This is a genomic window from Methanolobus sp. WCC1 (assembly GCF_045690315.1).
GTDB classification, from domain to species: domain Archaea; phylum Halobacteriota; class Methanosarcinia; order Methanosarcinales; family Methanosarcinaceae; genus Methanolobus; species Methanolobus tindarius.
In genome coordinates, this window is the sequence record NZ_CP146979.1 from 434,617 (window position 1) to 457,182 (window position 22,566).

Here is a 22,566-nt window from a genome sequence, read left to right on the forward strand (position 1 = left end):
CGAGAGTCTCTGCATGTATTATATCTTTTACGACAAGGCACACTATGTTTTTGCGTCTTCATTTCAAGTAAACAGTTAAATACTGTGGGATAAGAGTCTAAATGGGGTTATAATATGAAAATTAAAGCATTCATGCTTTTACTTTTGGTATGTGCCATCAGCATATCCGGTTGTGCCGATTCTGACAACGGGGATGACATAGTGCCTTCAAATAGTGAAGAAGAACCTATGGCAGATGATTCTATGGATGAATCCATGAATGAGGAGATGGAAGATACTATGGATGATGAAATGGGCCAGATGTCGGAACCTGATGCAGAAGCTATTTTTTCGGAAATAACTGATGCAGATAACTACAAAGAATGGAGTATCTGGCCCGGCACCGGGGCGATGGAGGATGGTACAGGAGTGCATGGTGAATACGTAACCGTCTATGTTTCTGACAATGCAGTTTCTGCTGCTGAAGTTGGTGGGGAGATGCTGCCTTATGAAACAATGGTTGTGAAAGAGGGTTTTAATGAGGATGAAGAACTAACTGGAATCTATTTGATGTATAAGATTGAGGATTATGATCCTGAGAACAATGACTGGTTTTGGGCAGCTTATTCTCCGGATGGGAATGTTAATGCTGAAGGCAGGGTTGCAGGCTGCATAAATTGCCATTCTGATGAGCAGGATGCTGATTATGTATTCTTCAATGCTTAATTCTTTTTTTCTTTTCTTCTTTTTCAATCGGTATGTTTTTATAGGATGTGGTATATTTATTATGTTTAGCTCGCAGACATACAATTAATATTGTTTCAAAGATATAATATTTGTTGCAATTTTCAGTATGTCAGCTAATAAGATAAAATGAGAGACAGGAGGCAAAATATGAGAGACACGAAAAAATACAGAAAGACTGATACTTCCAGAGACTGCCATGCAGTTGTGGACGGAATATCAAAAGACAAACTCACTGCTGAGGAAATGGAGCTTTATCGCTTCATGGTAGGCGGTGTGCAGGCAAAATAGCCTGCAAAACTATTTTTATTTTCTCTGCATAGTGCTTGCTATGTATGATGTTCTTAGCGTGAGAGAAGATTTTCCAGTATTGAAAGAAGTTATCTATCTTGACAACGCAGCCACCACCCAGACTCCGGTTCAGGCTGTTTATGCAATGCAGGACTATTTTTTCAAATATGCAGCAAACCATGGCCGTGGTGCCCACAGGCTTGCAAGGGAAACTACCAATCACTATGAAGATGCAAGGGAATCTGTGGCATCCTTCTTTAACATTGATGCTGAAAAAACCATTTTTACAAAGAATGCTACAGAAAGCATCAACATTGTTTCACGGGGCTTTCCATGGAAAAAAGGTGATCATGTAATCGTAACCCTTGTAGAACATCATTCCAACCTGCTTCCGTGGATGCGCCTGAGGGATATAGGCGTTGAAGTAACGGTTGTTGATGTTGATGTCGCAGGTGTTGTAAATCCTGAAGAAATTCGCAGTGCTATTAAAGACAACACCCGGCTTATAGCTGTAAATCATGTATCTAATGTATTTGGTTCTGTACAGGACATTGAAACGATATCCGGTATTGCAAAACAGGCAGGAGTGAAAATACTTGTTGATGGCTCACAGTCCGCAGGTAATATGTCTATTGATATGAAATCTGTTGATCCTGATTTTTTTGTATGTCCGGGACATAAGGGTTTGCTTGGGCCGCAGGGAACAGGTGTTCTTTATATCAAAGAGCCGGATGAGATTGAATCATTGTTCCTTGGCGGTGGGATGGTAAGCTCTGTGACAAGGGAATCTTTTAAGATGGAGCCAAGTCCTGCAAAGTTTGAAGCAGGCACTCCCAATATTCCCGGTGTCATTGGTCTTGGACGTTCAGTGGAATATGTTGCAGAATTAGGTGTTGATTCAATACAAAAACATGAATTTGAACTTGCAAGAGAAGCGGCTTCACGTCTTGAAGATATCGCAGGTGTTGAGGTCTATGGTCCAAAAAAGCGTGCAGGTGTAGTACCATTTAATGTCACTGGTATGAATGCACACGATGTTGCAATGATACTTGACCAGACTAAAGGAATATGTGTCAGAAGCGGTTACCATTGCGCAATGCCCGGAGTTGATAATCTTGGTGTCAATGGTACTGTGAGAGCATCATTTGGATTGTATAATACAGAAGATGAACTTGAATCTCTTGTGAAGACGGTTTCAGATATCACTGCACTTGTATGAGGTAATATAATACAATTAAAACGTGTTTTAATATTGCTGATTCTTTGCTGTATCTCATTTTTGGCAGAACAAAAGCAAAAAGTTATTATGCGCTAATAATTATATTAGTCTTGCAAACTGGTATTCTAAAAACACATAAGATTATCTTATTATGAAAAATGACAGCTAAGAATCGTAACTAATAACGGGCAACTAACAATGGTTATCATCAATGAGAGCTAATTATCTGGCAAGAGGGGAGTTCAATTGAGCAAAGACATTCTTTTGTGGGATGAAACAATTTTCAGCAACGGTGAGGTTCTTGAATTTGATTACCTGCCGGAGTATTTTGCACACAGGGATTCCCAGATGCAGGCGCTTCGTTTTAGTCTTAAACCCGCCCTGCGGGGAATGCGCCCTGTAAATTGTCTTGTAAAAGGTCCTCCCGGAACCGGGAAAACCACTGCTGTAATGAAGATTTTCAACGAGGTAAAAGAGTATACTGATGATGTTGCTTTTGTAAAAGTTAATTGTCAGATTGACTCTACCAGATTTGCTGTTGTTTCCAGAATTTATGAACAACTGGTTCACATCACACCGCCTTCATCCGGAATATCGTTCCGCAGACTTTTTGAGAAAGTGATAAAGTATCTGCTTGATTCAAACAAAACGCTTGTTGTGGCGCTTGATGATATTAACTACCTTTTTCCCGAAGGGCACGCAGATGAAGTAATGTATTCACTTTTAAGAGCACATGAACAGTATCCCGGAGCAAGAATCTCGGTTATTGCGATCATCAGTGATGTTGGTATTCCCTACAGTTTTGATCCCCGTGTAGGTTCAGTATTCCTGCCGGAAGAAATTGCATTTCCAAGATACGAAATATCTGAAATTGCAGATATCATCTCCAGTCGTGTTAAACATGCCTTTTTCAAGGATGTTGTTTCTGATGAAGCACTGGATATGGTTGTAACTTATGTGGACAGGACAGGGGATTTAAGAATTGGTATTGACCTTTTGAAACGTTCAGGTCTTAATGCAGAAAGAAGGGCAAGTAAGAACGTATCTGTTGAAGATGTTGACAAGGCCTATGAAGCTTCAAGACTCCTGCACCTGTGCCGCAATATCAAATCTCTTTCCGATCATGAAAAGACATTGCTCGGTTTAATTGCAAAAGACAGCAGTCTACCAACCGGTGAGCTTTATAAGTTATTCCATGAGGTAACCGGACTTGGTTATACTCGTTTTTATGAGATTATTGAAAAAATGCACATTTCAAGGTTAATTGATGCAGACTTCTCAGGTAAGGGTATGCGTGGCAGAACCAGATATGTAGCACCTGCCTATGATTCAAAAGATATACTCAAATGTCTTGAGTAATTATTTTTAAAAACTTAATTTTCTATTAAAAAAGCAGTTTTGCGCAGAATTCAGAAGAACCTGCGCAAATGAGTTAGTGTTGTATATTTTTCGTTAATAGGACATTTACATGTCCATTCCGCCCATCATTCCTGGGGGCATGCCGCCTGGAACCATGTCTTCTGCTGAAGGTCCTGCTGGTCCCTGCTTGGATGCAATGATGTCGTCGATCCTGAGAATCATGACTGCGGATTCTGCTGCTGCGTTGATTGCCTGGGTCTTTACTCTGAGTGGCTCTACAACTCCAGCTTCCCACATGTCGATTACCTGTCCTTCGTAGACGTTGAGACCTGCTGTCTTTACGCCCTTCTCGTGGTGTGCACGGAGCTCCATGAGCATGTCTATTGGGTCAAGACCTGCGTTCTCTGCAAGGGTTCTTGGAATTACTTCAAGTGCCTCTGCAAATGCCTTGACTGCAAGCTGCTCTCTTCCGCTGAGTGTTGCTGCGTATTCCTGGAGTCTGAGTGCAACCTCTACTTCAGGTGATCCGCCACCAGCTACGAGCTTCTCGTCTTCGATTGCTACGCCAACTACTCTGAGGGAGTCGTTGAGTGCTCTCTCGATGTTGTCGATTACGTGCTCTGTTCCGCCACGGAGGAGGATTGAAACTGCCTTTGGATTGTCGCAGCCTGTTACGAAGGTCATTGGGTCGCCGCCAATCTTCTTCTCTTCTACAAGGTCTGCCTTACCCATGTCAGCATCGGTGATTTCGTCTACGTTTGTGATGAGTTTTGCACCGGTTGCTCTTGCGAGTTTCTGCATGTCACTCTTCTTTACACGCCTGATTGCGAATACGCCTGCCTTTGCAAGGTAGTGCTGTGCCATGTCATCGATTCCTTTCTGGCAGAATACGACGTTTGCACCACTGCTGGTTACCTTGTCAACGAGGTCCTTGATCATCTTTTCTTCCTGGTCAAGGAAAGACTGGAGCATCTCAGGTGATGTGATTGAGATTTCAGCATCTACTTCTGTGTCTTTAAGTTCGATTGCTGTGTTGATAAGAGCGATCTTTGCGTTCTCAATCTTCTTTGGCATGTTGGTGTGTACACGTTCCTTGTCGATGATCATGCCTTTGATGAGCTCTGTCTCTTCGATACGTGCACCAACTTTCTTCTCTACCTTGATGTTGTCCATGTCGACCTGGTTGTCTTCGTCAGCAATGCTTACGATAGCGTCAACAGTAACGTTTGCAAGGACTTCCTTTGTTGCTTCTGCACCCTTTCCGGTCATTGCTGTTCCGGAGATGTTGATGAGAATGTCCCTGTTTTCTCTGGTAACTGACTTTGCGAGTGTCTTAATTATTTCACTTGCCTTCTCAGAAGCCATTCTGTAACCGGATGCAATGATTGTTGGGTGTACATCCTGCTCGATAAGTTCTTCTGCCTTCTTGAGGAGTTCGCCGGCAATTACAGCAGCTGTTGTAGTTCCATCTCCAACTTCATCGTCCTGGGTCTTGGAAACTTCAACTATCATCTTTGCTGCAGGGTGCTCAATGTCCATCTCTTTAAGAATGGTTGCACCATCGTTTGTAATTACTACATCTCCGAGACTGTCTACAAGCATCTTGTCCATACCTTTTGGTCCAAGTGTTGTTCTAACAGCTTCAGCGACTGCTTTAGCAGCCATGATGTTGTTGCTCTGTGCTTCTCTGCCTCTGGTTCTCTGGCTTCCTTCTCTTAATATGAAAATTGGCTGTCCAGCCATCTGTCCTGCCATAGTTGTCTATCCTCCTATGTTATGAAATTAGAATGACATTTATTCTCAAGTCGTTTTTTAATGTTTGTAGTTCTATATAAACGTATCGGATTGGCTGAGTTCTTCACGAAGAAAGAATAAGCTAGTCACAATTGGAAAAAAGATGTAAAATTAAAGAAAAATAAAGAAAAAAAGATTGGTGAAAGTGAGAATTCCTCACCTTACAATTGACTTAGGGGATCTGCTAAGGAATCTTCTCTTAGCACCGGATGAAGTGTATCTCTGTGCTGGTCCTGGATGAGCTTTTCCTTCCCTGCACTTTGGTACCTTGATTGTTCTTCCTTTTCGTCCCTTTACTTTTGACCATTCAATGCTGCCTGTTTTACCCATGATAAAATCCTCTTGAATTGTTATTTATAAGTATTTGTAAATTAATGTTAATTTAAAGTTATTTTATGTTTAACCTAGATATATAGTTCTAGTCGTTGAGTTTACTTCTAGACGTAATGCTTAGTATTAAAGCTTACGGGAATATGAGAGCAAAATTACTTGTACACAGCAGAGATTATGCATCCATACAAGCAGGAGTTGATAAAATAATCCCGGCAATTGAGAAACAGCTGGAAGCAGTAAAAGACGAGCTTCAGGGTGTACAAGATTATCCCAATGAAGAGCTCATATCTATTATACAGGAAGTTGGTTTTGAATGTGATTTCTGTGCCCGCTGCTGCACAAGGGTATTTAATGATCATGTTTTCCTTCTTAATGAAGATGTCATAAGAATGAATCAAATAAATCCTGATTGCATGGAACCTGCACCATATTTTGAACTATGTGATCAACAAGGTCGTTTCTATGTATCCGGCTATGCTCTAAAAGCAAAAGAAGACGGTTCATGTATTTTCTTAAATGAAGAAAAGCGATGCAAGATCTATTCACAGCGCCCCACAATTTGCAGTCTTTATCCTTACATGCTTCATCGCGAACCGGATGAGAACGGCAATGTAGACTGGAGACAGATAAGCGGCCTTAACCAGCACGGTTGCTATCATACTGAGATTAGTGATGAAGAAGCAAGTGAGATTGCAGACCAGATAAAATCATATGAAACCAGTTATCTTTCCCAGCTTATTGAGTTTTTCAAAAAAGCAGAAGAACATTTCAGCAAGAAGAAACTGAAACATGTTCAGGGTGTGTATGACAGGGAAATGCGGAAGTTCAATAAAGGCGGAGAAATTACAGTATCTGTCTATTATAACGGTGAATTTGTAGAGCACAAATTCAAAGGCCAGGAATAAAACCAGAATTGAAACTGAAATCAAATCCAGAATTAAAACTTATTCCCATGTACCGGTTGCCTGACCTGTAAGTGCCAGCTTTCCCATAACTTTTTTGTAACGCTTACTTACAGGCGATGTTTTCACATCAATATAAGGAGTTCCAGGAAGTGGAGTCAGGTAATGTGAATGCACATTTCCTCCCTTTTTGCAAATCCACTGAATAAGTTCCAGACTCATGTCCTGCTCTTCTTCAGTCTCATCCGGGAAACCAACCATGAAATCTACCATAGGGGTAATTCCATGATCAAAACAGAGCTCCAGACTCTGGACAACATCATCGACGGTATGCCCTCTGAGAATTTCCCTAAGGATTCGATCACTTCCTGACTGAGCCCCAAGACTCACTTTTGAGTTTGTGCAATACTTTGTGATTAGTTCCAGTGACTCATTGGTAACGAATTCCGGTCTGACTTCTGACGGAAAAGTCCCGAAGAAAATATCTCTGGCACCAGTATCCTTCAGTGCTGATAGCAGTTTTTCCACCTTATCAAAACGTGGATGAATTCCATCACTGCCATATGCCATTGAATTTGAAGACGTAAATCTCAGATCCCGGTAATATCTTGCATATTTCACAATGTTGTCAATACTGCGATGTCTCATTTTGTTCCCGAAAAGACGTGGTGTCTGGCAGTATCTACACCTGAATGGACACCCTCTACTTATCTCAAGAGGTGACATCACGATGTCCGGGTCAAAACATGGATACTTATCAAGGTCAACAGGTTCCCTTTTATCAGTGATGATGATTTTTCCCGAATCATCCTTGTAGGCAATTCCTTTTACAGTGGAAATGTCCCTTCCTGATTTGATTGCATCAACAAGTTCAGGTAAAGTCTCCTCTCCTTCACCAATCACCACATAATCAAAATACTCAAGTGTCTCTTCTGGTGCACCTGAAGGATGTGGTCCACCTGCAATAAAAATAGATTCGGTGTCTGCTTTTTTAACTTCACTGAAAATGGAATCTTTCTGCCTGGTGGCAAAGCTGTATATCATCACTCCATCGTGAGGCTTTTTGACCTTCAAAGCCTCAGGGACAAGAGGTGCCAGTGCAGCAAGGCTGTAAGTGTTCTTCTTATTCCAGCGAAAGCAGACATCCATAATTTGTCTCTTTATCTCAGTTATTCTTTCTTTAGCTCAACAAAAGCTTCTGTACTGTTGACAATAACCCTGTCACCATTCTTCAAAACTTCATAGGGATCTTTCTCAAGCCTGTCCACAAGAGGTACTTCAGATATTATTGCTCCAACAGCTACGATTGGCTCGGATTCAAGGTTTATCATTGCAGCAGGAGCTACGCCATTCTTGAAAAGCTGATAAATTACATAAGAACCAACAGTGGAACCTTTTCCATGAGGGAAAACAAGTACCTTTCCGGCGATTGACTGTCCGTAAAGTTCGTGCTGGGCTTCAACTATCTCTCCGGTTTCAGGGTCAACATTTCCCAGAAATGAGATTGCATCATTTGTAAGAAGCACTTCACCTTCCGCAACACCTCTGGAAATTGTCCTGCACTTAATTTTCATCGACAACACCTGCCTCATTTATGCAGTCCTCAATACTCGCATATTTTGCAGCTACCTTGCACATACTTGGAACATAGGCAAGAGCCTTTCCTGAGTTCACGGTTATGGATGCATACTTGTTTGTAGCCGGTGATACCACCATGCATGTGTCACATACAACCTTTGCACCGCTTTTCTCAATTTTCTGCACAAGGTCTGGATGCCTTTCAGCAACTTCTCTTGCAGTGCAGACCCACATTTCCTTTTGGAGTTTCTTCCCTTCGACAAGTCCTGCTATTTCTTCCAGTTCCTCAACAGAACAGTGTGGGCATCCAACGGTAATAATTTCACTTGACAGTATGTCCTTATTAGTTTCATAGACCTCGTCAATCTGTGTTCTTTCAACAGGGATGACTTCATCAGGTCTTGTAAATGTCTTTCTGGTAGCTTCTGGTGTAACGCCTTCTATATGATAGAGTGCCACCGCACCGGATGCTGCAAGTGCTGCTCCGAGTGCTTTCATTTCGTTCTTAGAAGGCTCGTTCTTCATGTAGAATATTGGGACTCTGCTTCCGACAGTCTTACCTACAACGTAACCGAGAGCACCAAGGTCAGAGCCTGAAAGTTCACAATCAACTTCTACTGCTACTACAGGTTCCCTCATCTCATCAAGGTGATAGCCGTAGTTTGCAGTCTTGCCCACAAGTGCTGCTGAGAGTGCTGAAGGACCGCCTTCACGGTTTGTCCTTGCACCGATAACAGAATTAGCATAAGATACAGCAGATGATTCACTCCATGCGATATGGTCGTCAAGTGTGACGTTGAATCCTTCAAGGTAATAGGGAGTACAAGTGCACTTTGTCTGGATTCCCAGTTTTGCGTAAGCTTCGATTATTTCCTGCTGCTTCTTTGCAAAAACAGGATCAATACCCATTTCATCCCAGCGGACGATATCCATGCCGGCAGGGTTAAGAATTGAAGGAATCTTCACTTTTCCTTCAAGATCGGATATCCATTCAAGACCTGCATCTCCAATTGTCTTATAAGATACTCCGGCTATCTGTGCACTCTTTACGGGAATAAGTTTGTCAGCGCCGTAGATATCTCCAAGTGCGACAAGAATCTCGATAGCTTTCTGGAGACTTTCTCCGTATTCGCCGTTAAGTGTTTTTTCTTCTTCAGGTGTAAGATACATTCTTTTTCACCGTGTCGTAATTTTCACTCTTTACTCTGGCATCTTTGCACGTTCGAAGTTCTGTGCTTCTTTCAGGACCTTGGTTGCATCAATGCCCATTTTGGTGGTTGTACCATCAGGTGCACCACGTGGATCAAGTGAACTTCCTCTCACGTTTGGTATTATCATCACGTCCATGTCCCCCTTCACTCTGGTTGCAATGGCAAATTCAACATCATGCAGGTCAAAGATATCAATATCATCATCAACCACAACTACATGCTTCAGGCTTGTGTGAGCTGCAAAGGCTGCCATGATGGCGTTCTTTCCGTCACCTTCTGTCTGTTTCTCTATCTGCACAACAGCATGCAGGTAACAGCATCCACCTTCAGTGAGTACTACGTTCTTGACGGTTGTGACCTCGCTGACGGCGTTGAATATCCTTGGCTCGTATGGGACTCCCATCATGAGCAGGTGTTCAGGACCTGCCGGGAGGATTCCGTGGTAGATTGGGTCTTTGCGGTGCAGTATTCTTGTTATGTGTATGACCGGCTCCTGTCTCACAAGGTCGTAGGTTCCTGTGATGTCCACAAATGGTCCTTCATCTACCCTTTCGGTCGGGTCAATGTAACCTTCAAGCACTATTTCTGCATGAGGGACTTTGATTCCGTTTGAGCATTCGAAGAGTTCTACAGGTCTGCCACGAAGTGCAGCAGCGTAGTTGAATTCCTTGCCAGCCGGTACACGCGTGGTTGATGCGAATGTAACTGTAGGGTCAGCACCAAGAACGATTGCAATTGGAAGCTTTTCGCCTTTATCGGATGCATTCTTGTGCATGACATAGCTGTGCCTTGGAGCTACAAGACGTGCTGCAAGTCTTGTTTTATCCACTGCCAGCAGTCTGTGGATAGCTGCATTCATGACACCATCGTATTCTGTTACAACAACTCCGGCTGTAAGGTATGGTCCTGCATCCTTCTCGAAGTGTGTCATTATTGGGAGTTTTGTGAGGTCAACATCATCCTCGATAACTTCCATGGTTGGTGAGTTTTCTACAATAACGACCTCACCATCAGGTGATACTTCTGAGAGTCTCTTGATTATCTTGTCTTTGTCCACGCCGAACATTGTTGCAAGCTCATCCCTTGAACCGAGCACGTTCATGATGGCTTTGTTGCCGTCAATGTCATGGAACAGCACTGGTCCGGGTGTTTTCTTTGCAATACGCGGTGCTTCGAACACCTTTGAAACAGGCTCTGTTACCTCTACGAGTTTCCCGTTCTTCCTGAGCTGGTCGATAAATTCCCTCATGATATCATCCGTGTAAAAGTTGTAATATATTAGTGTAATCTCATTTTTGGGCTAGAATATGAGCCAATTATATTTGAATGCATATACTAAAAGAGGATGTGTAAAGCATTAATATTTAGTCAAAAATTGTGTAACATACATTTATAATGATAGTTAATGAGAGGTTTTTTCCATTGAATAGTGATGTCGAACTTAGTAATAAGGTGATTGGGGACTTAAATCACCTTAAATGGATGACAGAGGATTTATCACAGGGATTACATGAATGTCTGATTAATAGCGAGAAATATCTCCAGCTTGAAGCACTTCATATACTCCCACTATCCAAATTAGAATATTTTTTAAGAACAAGAGGGTTGATTACTCGTCAAAGTGGCATAATAAAAATTATAAAAAATAGTACCATTTTGAATCAATTAGAGAAAGAGCATTTGATTTATTTCTATTACATAAGACATACAATTGTTCATCGTGGTGGATATTTTGATGAAGAATTCTTTAATGATATAAAAAAAGCAGACTTGAAAAGATTGAAGATAGAATTTGATTTCCAAAGCTCACAAGATGATAACAGTTTAAGTCCAATTCATCCGCAAGATGTTGTGAAATATATAGAGTTGATAATTAAACTGGTTATTGAAATTAATGACAATTTTTCATTAAAAAAACTTTAATTTTCTTATCTGATACAATTTCAATCATATTTTTTGAAATATAAACTCCTCTCTTAAAAAATTATAGTGCTTTTTCAGCACCATGCATGATAATATCCCTTATCCCTACCAACCTCAACCGGAATACCAAATAACTCCGTCAGTTTCTCAGCAGTAAGAATATCCTCAATATCTCCGTCTGCAAATATCCTGCCGTCCTTCAGGAGAACCGCACGGTTTATTTCAGGAACAATATCCTCAAGGTCGTGGGTTACAAGGATTATGCTCTTTCCAGCAGCTGCAACCTTGCTCACAGTTTCCCTGAACACATGCTTGCTTTTCAGGTCAAGGCTGTTTGTTGGTTCATCCAGAACAAGTATCATAGGGTCGTGGACAAGTGCCCTTCCGATGAGAACTCTCCTTGCTTCACCGGTTGAAAGGTGGGAAATGTTCTTGCTGGTGAGGTGTCTGATTTCAAGGAAATCAATGATATCTGCTGTCCTTTGCAACATGTAAGGTTCGATCTTCATGTTAGGATAGATACCAATGCTGCTGAAAAATCCGGAAAGCACAACTTCTACTACTGAAATATCTCTTGTATAGTCAAGTTGCAGGTCTCCTGATACGATTCCCATGAGATTTTTCAGGTCAGAGATTACCCATCTGTCCTTTTCCATTATCCTGAAAACCATGCCTTTAGTATCTGCAATTGGGCGATAGTCTCCGATAATAGTTTTAATGATAGATGACTTGCCGGAACCATTCGGTCCGATGAGTGCGATATTTTCATCTTTCTTAATGTTGAAACATAAGGAATCAAGGATAAGTCTGTCATTTTTTCTGACAACAATGTTTTCCATCTCAACAAGAGATTCAGGCATAGTTTCGCTACTTTTCTCTGTGTTTTTTTCTTGCTCTGTCATCTATTGGTCACATGTTTCCTTTCTGCTTGGTGGAATCCGTTTATTTGTCCAAGCATAATAATTCTTTTGCAGACACAATTAATGTGCATTTTAGATTGCTTTTGCTTTGTAATTTCAAAGGATGTTGAAAAGACAATCTTTATATATTTATTGCATAATAATTTCTATTTATCATCTATGGTTGTAATTATATGGTACAAAAGTGGTTTCAATTCAATAGATGGCTAGGAGGTTTCTTATGGATGATGAAATAATCGGAATTGTTCCGAACATGAAAAAAAGTAAGATGTTGGGTATGTCATATGATATGTTCACTTTGATCGCAACACCCGATACTACTGTTATAGCCAAGGTCACACGTGAAATGCTGAATCAGGTCATAAAAGATTCCCGTGCACAGGCTAAAGCTGAAGGAAAAGGCTTTTTCGGTCAATGGGGTGCTCAGATATCCGGTGCGAACAAATACGCAGAAAGGTATGCTAACATGAGTGCACAGACTGCACTGTCAGAGGATAAGGCAAACTTTGCAATCCCAAATTCAACTATCAGTTCTGTCAAGGTCAACAAGAAGACCAGAACAGATGACGATGGCATAAGTCAAACAACCTGGGAGATTATCATTCATTCAGATTCCGGGAAACTGAAGTATAAGACTGATTTTGATCCAAAAGGTCATTTACAGGCCATATACGGTAACCGTGTAAAATAATTTGATTTAATTTGGTTTGAGATTCTCCTCGTTTTCAGCCATTTATGGCTGAACTTTTTATCCTATCTTAAACCCTCTCATTGAAACAGACGCATGCTGGAATCCTTCATGTGTAAACTCAAGTTTTTCGTCTTCTTCCTGTAATGCAATTGCATAAATCATGGGAAGATAATGGTCCAGTGTTGGAACGCCAAGTTTCGCTACTTCACCCATGTTCAGATATTCAATGAGATCCCTGTGGTTACCGGTCAGAAGATTCTCTTTTACTTTCTCATCAAGTTCAACCGCCCAGTCATAAGGTTCTGCATCTACATTCTGAAAATCAATAAGGCTCAGGTTATGGACGATGTTACCGCTGCCAATTATAAGCACACCATTATTTCGAAGTTCTTTGAGTTCAGATGCAAGGTCATAGTGATATTGCATCATTTTAGGATGCCATTCATTGAAAGAGTAATCAATACTCATTTCAAATACCGGAATATCGGCTTCAGGATACATATGTTTAAGAACTGCCCATGATGCATGGTCCAGTCCCCACTGATTGCTGCACTCAACGGTTGCTTTTCTTACGGTTTTGCATGCAAGTTCAGCTTCATTCGGTGCTCCCGGACTGGGATAATCCACCTCATATAATCTGCGTGGAAAACCATAAAAATCATAGATTGTTTTTGGCTTCTCATTGCAGGTTACATATGTTCCGTCGGTCATCCAGTGAGCCGATATCACCATGATGGCCTTTGGCCTTGGAAGTTCTTTCCCGAGTTTCATAAGGCTCTGGGTGTAGCTATTGTCAAGGACGATGTTCATTGGAGAACCATGTCCAATGAAAAGTACAGGCATTTTGTTGGTTGATGTATTTCCACTCATAGTAACCCTATGTGAACAATGTCTGGATTGTATTAACCTTTTCTTTACAATCATTGCAAATAGCTTCACTTATATACTGTCCTTTCCTACTCTTATTGTGACTCCTGAACTCCTTTCATCAATGAATAAAATGATTGCAGATTTCAGTTCACTTCCTGTAATAGAAGGTTATTACCTTGTACTGGGTGGTGGGAAAATAGGAAGTGATTTTGCCAGATATGCTAAGGAGAAGTCTTTCCCTTTTGTTGTGATAATTGATGTCGATGATTCTGCTAATGCTACCAACAGTTCAGTAACTGTTGACCGTGAAGAGCTTTTCAGTCTGATAAAGGAGTTCCACAAGTCAAAATCAAATTCAGGAAAGATTTACTTCCACTGCATGGATGTGAGAAAAGTTCCTGAGATTCTTGAAGCCGGGATTCCGGAATTCATAATTCCTGCTGTTCCAACACATGCGGTTTTAAATATGGCAATTGACATGATGAGTTCAATTTCTTCAGAAAATCTCATTTCAGCTGTTCAGATTGATGTAAATAGTGAAAACAATGAACACAATGAGAAAACGACAGAATATTTCAACGACATTCTCTCACTTTTGCCTGAAAATATTGTTGTGTTCAGTTCCCTGAAGGATGGAGCAATCATGCTCTCATATGCAAAGACAGGAGAAATTTGTCCTGATAATTGCATGGGACCTGCTGAATATTGCTACAATTTCAAGAGAGAAAAACCCGAAACAATCACGTCTTATGCCCGGAAATTGCTTCCATCTCACAAAGGTTGGGTTTTTGAGAGCTGCCAGATGAAACCGGGAATCGGTGGAATCAGGGGAGTTGATTTCAAAGAATATATGCTCTCTTTAATGGAACATGTAAAGTCAGTTTCTGAAAACAGGGATTCATGTCCAATTGGAGGTCGTGTTTTCTTTATTGCAACGACCTGTAATTGTCATGGGATAATGAATCTGCTTGAAATTATGTGAAGTATTTTTTGCTATCGGGTAAATTGTTGAGTGGACTTTCTAAATTGATAGCACCGGTTATTTATACCATAGGGTGATAGTACGTATTAGTTCGATTGCTCAACGATTAATAAAGGGTTACTCTATTTTTGCGTGCTTCTTTTAACAATTGCTGACAGTAAGAAGTAGCCGTATCGGAATGAGCGATTTGGTTTTAGCAGGTATTAACTGTTCATACAATAATTCTCAGTCTCGGTTCTGCTGTGCGAACTATGTAAAAATTCAGGAGATATATAATATGGGATTTAATAACAGAGGCGGAAATAATAGAGGCGGCGGTGGCGGCTTTAGGTCAAACAACGGTCCAAGAGAAATGCACAAGGCAATCTGCTCTGACTGCAAACAGGAGACCGAAGTTCCTTTCAAGCCATCAGGTGACAGGCCTGTATACTGCAGGGAATGTTTCCAGAACCACAGACCTAAAAGATACTAATTATTTAGTATTATTTCGTCTATTTCAGACAGATACGATGTTGTCATAGATTTGGCACGATAGTATCTGTCAACACAACTTTTTTTGATCCTTGTTTTTTATACGATCAGTTTCCGTAAGCTAAGCTAGAGAGGAACGAAGGTATGAAGTTAGAAAAGGTGTTATGCCCGGTTTGTGGTTCCCATATTCTTGCAGGTATTCCACTGGGACAAAGCATTGTATGTGTTTCAGTCACTTCCGGTAAACCGGGGGAGTTCGGAGCAGCATATAAATCCAGTTCAAGATGTACAAGCTGCAATAAAATGTTTGCATGCTATACTAAGAATGATGGTCAGGAATAAAACTCTAAGACAAAATCAGGATTAAGTTATTCATTAGAGTGAATCTCTTTTACTCTTCCAACACTTCCGTCTTCCAGTTGAACCTTTATTCCGTGTGGATGTGTTGACGATTTTGTCAGTATCCTTTTGACAACACCTCTGGTTATCTTGCCATTTCTTTGGTCTTGCTTGAGGACTATTCCAACAGAAAGGCCAATTTTAATATTACTTCGTGTGCTTCCTGGATTCATGATTGCAGGAGAGTTTGAGATTATATCAGATTGTTTGTCGATGATTATACTGGCACTGCCTCACTCAATATGTTTTTCCCAATGTTTGGTTTCAGGGCCGTTTTGAGTACAAGGTCTACTTTTATTCCTAAAGTAGTAGAAAGGTAATTTTCAAGCTCAATAAATTCAAGCAATCCTGGTGGGTGTCTCACTGAATTCCACAAGTATGTCAAGGTCACTGCTGTCTTTTTGCTCTCCTCTTACATGAAAACTAAAAACTGCAAGAGAGCTGACCTTAAACCTTTTTTCAAGTTCCGGCTTCATTTCATGAAGCTGCTGTATATATATCAGCGACATTTACTTTGGATTCAGAGTTCATAAGTGATTGACAGTTTGTATTTAATGGTATTAATTGCTATCGAATATATTTGAAAAGTGGGCTAAACTATAGCAATTTAATATCAACCGGTATTCAGGGTTTATTTATATTTACCATAAGCATTGGTCCAGTTATCAGCAATCTTCAAAAACTCATCATATCCCTTTTCCCGGATAAACTCAGTTGCCTGTCGATATTTTCCATATTTATACCCGTTTTTTCCATAGAACTCACTAAGCACAGAACAGTTTTTAATTTCAGGACAATCGGCACAGCTATCACAACCTTTCTCGATGCAGCAGACTTTTATTTTACATCTGGCCTTGCTGAGATCTCTTTCACCGGTGTCATAGCCAGGTTTGCATCCTTTGCAGTTTCCGGTGCTAAATGGTTTGCAGGTTTTGCAGTATGCACCGCAACAGCCGATTTCTTTGATTGACATGTTTCATGTTGCTCTGGTTTTTAATTCATAGTTTGCAGTCTCTTATTCAAATGCATCTAGTGGCAGTCCCAGTGAATGAGCTTTTTCTGCTGCCCTAAAGCGTCTGATTTTTTCTGTTAACTTAATGGATGCTGATTCAAAAGTTTCAGCTGATTCATTTGTTCTGTATTCGGATTCCCACATGTTGCTAAATCTCTTGCTTGAATATGTGAAATTCCTGAAGTTTATAATTGGGGGTGCTAAATAGTGACCTAACAAATTTCGATAGTGTGGTTGACCTGGCAGAGCAAAAATAACCCATGGATTATTCGCAGCCATTTCTGTGATTGCATGATTTTCCATATGCTCCATTGAGTAATCAGGGAACTGATCTTCGCCCGGTACATCAAGTACATTTGCCAGTCTCACGAATTTCAATAATATTTGTGCTTTTTCCGGATATTCACGATATATCGGTTGAGTTTCCAATGCACCCCGCTGTATCACATCAAAACCACTTGTAAAAATAGGTAGTTTTTTCTCTTCAAGTGTTGGTAAAACGATCTCATTCCAGGCAAATGTCCAGCTATTTATCCAGTCAAAATTAATATTGCCTGAACGATGTTCCATTATTTCTTTTAATATCTCTTCTTGTGCCGCACGTTCAAAACAACCGGTGAAAACACCAACTGGATCAGGACTACCAAAAGAAGCATGGGTTATTATAGGAAATAACAATGCGATAAGATAACTATTGCCGGAAGCTTTTTCCAGAAGCCATCTGTAGGGTTGAGCATAGAGGTGAGAATCTTCACCCTTTTGCATTATTGTGTCATATTCTATCCATGAATAATTGCCATACAGTTTATTATTCTGGTTTTCAGATTCGTCAATTTCAATTCCTTCTTCCTTTATTATTCTGGCAGGACTGCGGGTATGTACATCCCAGTACCGTGCCCAGCATTCAGTGAGTTCATAAGGTGAAAAAATTTTATCTTCCGGGCGTTGGTTAAAGTTTTTTAAAAAATCGCTTTTAGGAATTATCTCGTTCATTTGTTCAAAATGGTTCAATCTTTTCCATTCCTCGCTGATTAAGTTGGCAATGTAACCAGAGGAAAGAAATTGCCAGAAATGGATGGATTCATGATATAGCACACGGCAGAGGACATCTCCCCACTGCGAATTATTTGGGTCTTCATAGAACGAGTCTAATCCTTTTTCCTGCAAACTATCCGGTAAAGGTGCTGAAATGTTGATGGTTCCACTAAGGAATTCAAAACTATTGCTCATTGAGCTTAAATCCTCCTTATTGGTTAAATGCCATATTTAGTATGGACATCATGGATTTCAATGCCTCATCGTCGCCTTTATCGTATTCAACTTTGTGAGTTGTGGCCTGTCCGTTTTTATCGATGATTACAAGAAAACCCATTGGTATGCCAGCAATGCGTGATACGAGCGGAGGGACTTCTCTCAGGTCCATCATCACTCCCTGTTCTTTTTCTTTAAACCAATGGTCTATCATGCGTTTTGCAAGGTAAAGGACAGTTGCACCAACAAATGCGGTTATAGGTTCTACAAAACGTGCTTCTTCCAGTGGTTGTTCCGGAATACTTCTAATAGGCTTGATAGTTTCGACATTGAATTCGCTTGTATCTCTGGAAACTTCCTGCTCTAATTCCATATCTTCTTTTGTCATATCCAGACGAAAATTAATGATATCACTCATTTTCTTCCCTCCCAGCACTAGATAATGAGCTATATGAAATTATGTGGTCAGTAGTATATAGTGGTTTTCTGCAGAATTGATGTATGATGCTGGAATTATTTTTTATGAAATCACAAAAGACAAGCTTTTTAAATTTTAATTAAATAGCTTTTTTGGGGTATTTTGTGATTGATTACAAAGATATATTTTTCAAAGTTGAATCTAGCTTACAAGATTATTGTTCTCTATCAGAAGAAGATTTCAAGAATAATTTTGGTTATTACAAAACATATGAGAACCAAGATTTAAAAGATTCTCAATATTATGAAAGGTTAGTCGAAGTTATATTTTATTCAGGTTTCAAGGCTGAAACAGTTGATAAGAAGATGCCTGCTATTAAATCTTATTTTTCAGATTTTCAATCTGTTGCAGAATACGATGAATCTATGATTATTAAGATAATGCAGGACGAGCAGATGATACGGAATGAAAAGAAAATTTCAGCATGTATCAAAAACGCAAAAATATTCAGGAATATAGTTGAAAAACATGATTCTTTCAAAAAGTACATAGATACTTTCAAAACTGAACAGTCTTTTGAGAATTTGATGTTGTTCAAAGAGGAATTGCAGTATACTTTTTCGTTTTTGGGTGATATAACATCATACCATTTCATGACTGATATTGGACTTCCTGTTTTGAAACCTGATCGGGTAATTACAAGGATTTTCAAAAGAATAGGTTTGATTGAGAGTGAAGATCAATTATTGAAAACCGTTATTCATGGAAGGAAGTTCAGTCAGGAAACTGGTCATCCTATAAGATATATTGATATTATTTTAGTGACTTATGGGCAAATGGGAAATGATGATTATTTTGGTTTGAAAGATGGCGGAATATGTCTAGGTAAAAATCCAAAATGCAATATATGCGGAATCAGAGATTTTTGCAATTACAGTAGATAAAGTGATGATATTTTAATCGAACAACAACTTCACCACAGCCATAATCCCTAAAACAATAACTACAAACACAACAAGAAGATACACAAAGCTGAATGCCAGATGGAAAAAAGCTCCCATGAAATTAAGAATTGCTTTTGTCAGGGCAAAAGCAGCCAAAATAACTACAATTACCAGAATAATCTCTTTAACATCCAATGACAAGCACCTGCATTTTAAACCTTATTTTTGTTGTGTTTCATTTTTCTGAAAAACGCTGTTCTTCTTAAAATGTCTCACTTTACTTATGTGTTTATTCTCTAAAAGTTGGAATCATGGTTTTTCTAGTGGTATACACTCAAAAATAGTAATATGTAAATGTGAATAACTTAATTTTCTTCATATGGTGCGCGAATACGAAATGGTTGATACTGATTCAAGGGGCAAGGCAGGAACTGCAGATATAGAGGAATATTTGAATCAATTACCTGAAACAATGCGTGTCATTAATGTGGAAGATGAGGATAAATACAGGTCACAGGATGTCGATCTAATCTGGCTCAGGGAGGACGATTCAGGCTATCATGAAACACTAATCGAGGTTAAAGCCGATTATCAGGAAAAGACAGGAAACTATTTTCTTGAGACAATAAGCAACAACAAAAAAGATACTCCCGGATGTTTCATGTATACCGAAGCTAATTATGTATATTATTATTTTTTCAATATTAAAGAGTTACATATTTTACCGATGCCTGCTTCAAGAGAATGGTTTATAACTAACATGGATCGATTTAAGGAGATTGCAACCAGCACTCGCATCAGTGGAATTATAGCTTATCATACAATTGGCAGGCTGGTACCAAAAGAAGTAATGCAGAAAGAAGTAGATGGAATCCAGGTATTAACGATATCATGAATAACGCAAAACCTTTTTTAAAATGGGCCGGTGGAAAAAAGCAGTTGCTCCCTGAATTTGAAAAGCGTTTCCCGCCTGAATTACATTCAGGAACCATTAAAAAATATGTAGAACCATTTGTCGGTGGCGGAGCAGTATTATTCCATGTCATTGGAAAATTCAGTTTTGATGAATGTCATATTTTTGACGCAAATGAAGAATTAGTACTTGCATACAGGGTTGTGCAGACAAATCCCAATGAGCTGATTTCTCTGCTGCAACAGATGCAGCAGGATTACCTGCAACTAGATGATGAAAAAAGGAAGGAATTTTTTTACGCAATCAGGGAAAAATTCAACAACAAAAGACCTGAAATTGATTTTGAAAATTACAGTGATAACTGGATTGAAAGAGCATCTCTGATAATCTTTTTGAATAGAACATGCTACAATGGACTATTCAGGGTAAATTCCAAAGGTGGCTTCAACGTTCCTTTCGGAAGATATAAGAATCCAAAAATTGCAGATTCTGAGAACCTGTTATCAGTTTCTGAGGCATTGCAAAATGTGGTCATCCATCTTGGTGATTTTGAGAACTGCAAAAAAGTAGTTGACAGCAGTACTTTTGTCTATTTTGATCCGCCTTACAGACCATTGAACAAGACATCCAATTTCACTTCTTATTCAAAAGACTCATTTAATGATGAAGATCAGGTTCGACTGTCAAAATTGTACAAAAATCTGGATGAAAAAGGTGCAAAACTCATGCTCAGCAATTCAGATCCGCGAAATGAGAATCCGGATGATAATTTCTTTGATGAGCTATATTCACAGAAACTACATCCGAACTTCAACATTGAAAGGGTTCCTGCAACAAGGATGATCAATTGCAATGCTCAAAAGCGTGGTTCTATTAGTGAGCTGATAATTACCAATTACAAATATTGAGGCTTTATGGTTTCTGTTTCATTGAATGACGCTGCATGGCAAAAAGTGTTCGACCACTTTGAAATTGAAAAGCAGTTAGATGAAAACGGATGTGCATACGTAACTGCAGCTGATATGAAAAGTATCGGTGGAAGGGAACCCCGGTTGATGGCAAAACATGATACTATGGAATCCCGCCCTCAAATATTCAAAAGAAACAAATGCGTAATTTTTCCTGTAATCAATGGCAAGTACATTATTTTTCGGGATAGAAAACCATATAGTTATTACAAATTCCAGTCACTACTTGATGATTTACCGGTTGAGGAATACCAGACACAAATTGATATTTCCAAATTTGATAGCTTTTCACAATCAAAAGAATTCAGCGAATCACAGGCAATAGATTATGCGTATGTGATATCGCTTCTGAAGAACTTCACAGGAGAACAGGATCTCTTTCTTACAATAAGGGGAAGATACAGGTCTGCTGATTTTGACTTCATCCTTCCGGAACAGGATCATCAGGTAAATGTATCTGGAGTTCAGATTGAGGTGGATTCGGGCTATGAAAGTTTTGATAAAATCTATCTTATAGAGGCAAAAGTTGGAAAACGTGATGATTTCCATATCAGACAACTTTACTACCCATATAGGGACTGGATAACTAAATCAGATAAAGAAATAATTCCGATCTTCTTTTTGTACACAAACGGACTTTTCTACCTGACTGAATTCAAGTTTGGTGAAAAATTCGGTGAAACGACAATAGTTAGAAAAAGATGTTTTGTGGTAAATGACACGCCAACCCTGGATGTCAGGATCGACAGTCTGCTTAAGTCTGTGAGAATTGAAGACGAACCTGTTCTTGTACCTTATCCGCAGGCTGATGATCTGGATAAAGTCATTGATGTAGTTGCTAATATTGAAAATGGTTACAATACGAAAGAAGCGATTTCATTGTATTTTGATTTTCATGAAAGGCAGGCCGATTATTATGGCAACGCTGCTATTTATCTTGGTTTAATCGAAAGAACAGAAAGTTCAGCCGGCAGATCCCATCTGACTGAATTTGGAAACAAACTGCTTAATGCCAGTTCAAGGAGTGAAAGAAATGATCTTCTTTTGAGGCAGTTACTGAAGAAAGCCACTTTCAATGAGATATTCATGCAGCTGTATCAGGATGATTTTGATGAAGACGTTTTGAACAAAACCTTTGTTTCATCAGTAATAAGGAAACATACGTCTTTAACGGGCACAACTCCTGATAGAAGAGCATCAACTGTAATAAGCTGGTTTAAATGGATGCTCAAAAACATATCTTTTGAATAGTGAAAAGAGTTAATACATTTTAGTGATTCAAAACTACTTTACAAGTCATTTATAATGATAGCTGTAATAAAATAAGAGTTGGAGCCTCAGGCGGACTATCAACCTCATGTTAAAGGTATGCTATTTACCTGCCTTGTAAGGAA

General features: G+C 39.6%; 28 protein-coding genes. 14 read left to right on the forward strand and 14 right to left on the reverse strand.

Annotated elements, in window-relative coordinates:
* Positions 1-114: 114 nt before the first annotated feature.
* The 4 genes from V7O61_RS02280 to V7O61_RS02295 all read left to right on the forward strand — a co-directional run bounded on the left by V7O61_RS02280 (position 115) and on the right by V7O61_RS02295 (position 3,592).
* Positions 115-705 carry a cytochrome P460 family protein gene (locus V7O61_RS02280; RefSeq protein WP_407282881.1) on the forward strand — a complete coding sequence of 197 codons (591 nt, stop codon included), beginning with the start codon at positions 115-117 and terminating at the stop codon, positions 703-705.
* 168 nt (positions 706-873) lie between these two features.
* Positions 874-1,014 carry a hypothetical protein gene (locus V7O61_RS02285; protein WP_023844670.1) on the forward strand — a complete coding sequence of 47 codons (141 nt, stop codon included), beginning with the start codon at positions 874-876 and terminating at the stop codon, positions 1,012-1,014.
* Between the two features lie 40 nt (positions 1,015-1,054).
* Positions 1,055-2,233, forward strand: a complete 1,179-nt coding sequence (locus V7O61_RS02290) for a cysteine desulfurase (protein ID WP_407282880.1) — start codon at positions 1,055-1,057, stop codon at positions 2,231-2,233.
* Between the two features lie 246 nt (positions 2,234-2,479).
* Entirely contained in the window at positions 2,480-3,592 is a 1,113-nt protein-coding gene (locus V7O61_RS02295) for an ORC1-type DNA replication protein (RefSeq protein WP_407282879.1), read from the forward strand.
* 105 nt (positions 3,593-3,697) lie between these two features.
* On the opposite strand, the gene thsA is transcribed toward V7O61_RS02295, so the two are convergent.
* Positions 3,698-5,347: a thermosome subunit alpha gene (thsA, locus tag V7O61_RS02300; protein ID WP_407282878.1), complete on the reverse strand. Its 1,650-nt coding sequence runs from the start codon at positions 5,345-5,347 to the stop codon at positions 3,698-3,700.
* Between the two features lie 195 nt (positions 5,348-5,542).
* Positions 5,543-5,716, reverse strand: coding sequence for a DUF5350 domain-containing protein (locus tag V7O61_RS02305; RefSeq protein WP_023844664.1), 174 nt, complete (start codon positions 5,714-5,716; stop codon positions 5,543-5,545).
* Between the two features lie 143 nt (positions 5,717-5,859).
* Here V7O61_RS02305 and V7O61_RS02310 point away from each other — a divergent pair, with 143 nt between their 5' ends.
* Positions 5,860-6,624: a YkgJ family cysteine cluster protein gene (locus V7O61_RS02310; protein ID WP_407347432.1), complete on the forward strand. Its 765-nt coding sequence runs from the start codon at positions 5,860-5,862 to the stop codon at positions 6,622-6,624.
* Between the two features lie 39 nt (positions 6,625-6,663).
* Here the strand turns inward: V7O61_RS02310 and V7O61_RS02315 are convergent, their stop codons facing one another.
* From V7O61_RS02315 to V7O61_RS02330, 4 genes are read right to left on the reverse strand one after another with little or no spacing between them, the layout of a single operon-like run.
* Positions 6,664-7,770 carry a TIGR04013 family B12-binding domain/radical SAM domain-containing protein gene (locus tag V7O61_RS02315; RefSeq protein ID WP_407282876.1) on the reverse strand — a complete coding sequence of 369 codons (1,107 nt, stop codon included), beginning with the start codon at positions 7,768-7,770 and terminating at the stop codon, positions 6,664-6,666.
* A gap of 20 nt (positions 7,771-7,790) precedes the next feature.
* A complete protein-coding gene (locus V7O61_RS02320) occupies positions 7,791-8,195 on the reverse strand; it encodes a DUF126 domain-containing protein (RefSeq protein WP_394296224.1) in 405 nt (134 codons plus the stop codon).
* Positions 8,185-9,369 carry an aconitase X gene (locus V7O61_RS02325; protein ID WP_407282875.1) on the reverse strand — a complete coding sequence of 395 codons (1,185 nt, stop codon included), beginning with the start codon at positions 9,367-9,369 and terminating at the stop codon, positions 8,185-8,187. The genes V7O61_RS02320 and V7O61_RS02325 overlap by 11 nt, the downstream gene beginning before the upstream one ends.
* 30 nt (positions 9,370-9,399) lie before the next feature.
* Positions 9,400-10,659: a UbiD family decarboxylase gene (locus V7O61_RS02330; protein ID WP_407282874.1), complete on the reverse strand. Its 1,260-nt coding sequence runs from the start codon at positions 10,657-10,659 to the stop codon at positions 9,400-9,402.
* 146 nt (positions 10,660-10,805) lie between these two features.
* On the opposite strand from V7O61_RS02330, the gene V7O61_RS02335 reads away from it, so the two are divergent.
* Complete coding sequence (locus V7O61_RS02335; protein ID WP_407282873.1) at positions 10,806-11,333, forward strand: hypothetical protein; 528 nt, start codon at positions 10,806-10,808, stop codon at positions 11,331-11,333.
* Positions 11,334-11,407: 74 nt separating this feature from the next.
* Here the strand turns inward: V7O61_RS02335 and V7O61_RS02340 are convergent, their stop codons facing one another.
* Positions 11,408-12,235: an ABC transporter ATP-binding protein gene (locus V7O61_RS02340; RefSeq protein WP_407282872.1), complete on the reverse strand. Its 828-nt coding sequence runs from the start codon at positions 12,233-12,235 to the stop codon at positions 11,408-11,410.
* 238 nt (positions 12,236-12,473) lie between these two features.
* Between V7O61_RS02340 and V7O61_RS02345 the strand changes: the two genes are divergently transcribed.
* Complete coding sequence (locus V7O61_RS02345) at positions 12,474-12,944, forward strand: hypothetical protein (protein WP_288070526.1); 471 nt, start codon at positions 12,474-12,476, stop codon at positions 12,942-12,944.
* A 57-nt stretch (positions 12,945-13,001) separates the two neighbouring features.
* Here V7O61_RS02345 and ygiD read toward each other — a convergent pair whose 3' ends face one another.
* The gene (ygiD, locus tag V7O61_RS02350) at positions 13,002-13,814 is read right to left on the reverse strand and encodes a 4,5-DOPA dioxygenase extradiol (protein WP_288070527.1); all 813 of its coding nucleotides are present in this window, start codon (positions 13,812-13,814) and stop codon (positions 13,002-13,004) included.
* 121 nt (positions 13,815-13,935) lie between these two features.
* Between ygiD and V7O61_RS02355 the strand changes: the two genes are divergently transcribed.
* From V7O61_RS02355 to V7O61_RS02365, 3 genes are all read left to right on the forward strand, one after another.
* On the forward strand, positions 13,936-14,796 hold the full coding sequence (locus V7O61_RS02355) for a hypothetical protein (RefSeq protein WP_407347434.1): 861 nt from the start codon (positions 13,936-13,938) through the stop codon (positions 14,794-14,796).
* A 277-nt stretch (positions 14,797-15,073) separates the two neighbouring features.
* On the forward strand, positions 15,074-15,268 hold the full coding sequence (locus tag V7O61_RS02360) for a CxxC-x17-CxxC domain-containing protein (protein ID WP_288070529.1): 195 nt from the start codon (positions 15,074-15,076) through the stop codon (positions 15,266-15,268).
* 143 nt (positions 15,269-15,411) lie between these two features.
* Positions 15,412-15,609 (forward strand): hypothetical protein, encoded by a 198-nt coding sequence (locus V7O61_RS02365; RefSeq protein ID WP_288070530.1) that lies wholly within the window; start codon positions 15,412-15,414, stop codon positions 15,607-15,609.
* Between the two features lie 26 nt (positions 15,610-15,635).
* Here the strand turns inward: V7O61_RS02365 and V7O61_RS02370 are convergent, their stop codons facing one another.
* The 5 genes from V7O61_RS02370 to V7O61_RS02390 all read right to left on the reverse strand — a co-directional run bounded on the left by V7O61_RS02370 (position 15,636) and on the right by V7O61_RS02390 (position 18,347).
* Positions 15,636-15,839: a YwbE family protein gene (locus V7O61_RS02370; RefSeq protein ID WP_023844652.1), complete on the reverse strand. Its 204-nt coding sequence runs from the start codon at positions 15,837-15,839 to the stop codon at positions 15,636-15,638.
* Between the two features lie 165 nt (positions 15,840-16,004).
* The gene (locus tag V7O61_RS02375) at positions 16,005-16,175 is read right to left on the reverse strand and encodes a nucleotidyltransferase family protein (protein WP_407282870.1); all 171 of its coding nucleotides are present in this window, start codon (positions 16,173-16,175) and stop codon (positions 16,005-16,007) included.
* A gap of 122 nt (positions 16,176-16,297) precedes the next feature.
* The gene (locus tag V7O61_RS02380; protein WP_407282869.1) at positions 16,298-16,639 is read right to left on the reverse strand and encodes a DUF3795 domain-containing protein; all 342 of its coding nucleotides are present in this window, start codon (positions 16,637-16,639) and stop codon (positions 16,298-16,300) included.
* Positions 16,640-16,681: 42 nt separating this feature from the next.
* The gene (locus V7O61_RS02385; protein ID WP_407282868.1) at positions 16,682-17,908 is read right to left on the reverse strand and encodes a hypothetical protein; all 1,227 of its coding nucleotides are present in this window, start codon (positions 17,906-17,908) and stop codon (positions 16,682-16,684) included.
* 16 nt (positions 17,909-17,924) lie between these two features.
* Complete coding sequence (locus V7O61_RS02390; RefSeq protein ID WP_407282867.1) at positions 17,925-18,347, reverse strand: hypothetical protein; 423 nt, start codon at positions 18,345-18,347, stop codon at positions 17,925-17,927.
* Positions 18,348-18,511: 164 nt separating this feature from the next.
* Here V7O61_RS02390 and V7O61_RS02395 point away from each other — a divergent pair, with 164 nt between their 5' ends.
* Positions 18,512-19,291, forward strand: coding sequence for a DNA-3-methyladenine glycosylase I (locus tag V7O61_RS02395; protein WP_407282866.1), 780 nt, complete (start codon positions 18,512-18,514; stop codon positions 19,289-19,291).
* Positions 19,292-19,303: 12 nt separating this feature from the next.
* Here the strand turns inward: V7O61_RS02395 and V7O61_RS02400 are convergent, their stop codons facing one another.
* Entirely contained in the window at positions 19,304-19,486 is a 183-nt protein-coding gene (locus V7O61_RS02400) for a hypothetical protein (RefSeq protein ID WP_023844647.1), read from the reverse strand.
* A gap of 184 nt (positions 19,487-19,670) precedes the next feature.
* Here V7O61_RS02400 and V7O61_RS02405 point away from each other — a divergent pair, with 184 nt between their 5' ends.
* From V7O61_RS02405 to V7O61_RS02415, 3 genes are read left to right on the forward strand one after another with little or no spacing between them, the layout of a single operon-like run.
* Positions 19,671-20,186: a hypothetical protein gene (locus tag V7O61_RS02405; RefSeq protein WP_407282865.1), complete on the forward strand. Its 516-nt coding sequence runs from the start codon at positions 19,671-19,673 to the stop codon at positions 20,184-20,186.
* Positions 20,183-21,112 carry a DNA adenine methylase gene (locus tag V7O61_RS02410; protein ID WP_407282864.1) on the forward strand — a complete coding sequence of 310 codons (930 nt, stop codon included), beginning with the start codon at positions 20,183-20,185 and terminating at the stop codon, positions 21,110-21,112. Before V7O61_RS02405 ends, V7O61_RS02410 begins: the two co-directional genes overlap by 4 nt.
* A gap of 6 nt (positions 21,113-21,118) precedes the next feature.
* Positions 21,119-22,423, forward strand: coding sequence for a type II restriction enzyme (locus tag V7O61_RS02415; RefSeq protein ID WP_407282863.1), 1,305 nt, complete (start codon positions 21,119-21,121; stop codon positions 22,421-22,423).
* The last annotated feature ends 143 nt before the right edge of the window (positions 22,424-22,566 follow it).